This is a genomic window from Merdimmobilis hominis (genome assembly GCF_016901855.1).
Classification (GTDB): Bacteria; Bacillota; Clostridia; order Oscillospirales; family Ruminococcaceae; genus Paludihabitans.
This window is the reverse complement of sequence record NZ_JACJKY010000076.1, coordinates 1-438: the sequence shown is the minus strand read 5'-3', so window position 1 is coordinate 438 and position 438 is coordinate 1. Positions and strand designations below refer to the sequence as shown.

At 42.2% G+C, this 438-nt stretch carries 1 protein-coding gene; it reads left to right on the top strand.

Annotated features, from left to right (window positions below):
* Positions 1-167: 167 nt before the first annotated feature.
* The coding region (locus tag H6A12_RS13135; protein ID WP_204448443.1) for a hypothetical protein at positions 168-438 on the top strand (271 nt) is incomplete at its 3' end.

The window sequence follows — 438 nt, the reverse complement described above, 5'->3', positions numbered from 1 at the left end:
TGGTGTCCCTTTCTTTCCCATTCCTATTCCTCCTTTTTCTCTTATTTTACTACGAAAAAAGTAGACACCCACACTTTTGTGAGTGTCTACTTTCATTTTACAGGTGCACAGACCACACCCCTGCTTTCTCTTTTTTTATTTTCAAACAATGATCAGAGGCGAACACTATGAAAAAAGCAATTTCCCTTTTTCTGATTCTCTGCATCAGCACAGTGTTGTTAAGCGCATGCAGCCCGCCCATCCCCACAAGTGACCAATACGTTGAAGGATATGATCTGCAAAATATGTTTGGAAATGCACCGGAATTTCGGATGTGCGCATCAGACGACAGCTATTATTATTTAGCGCCGACCGGAACAATCTATATCATTGACAAACAAACACTCAACTGTGTACCGTTTTGCAGCAAGCCGAACTGCAAGCATGACAACGCACAGT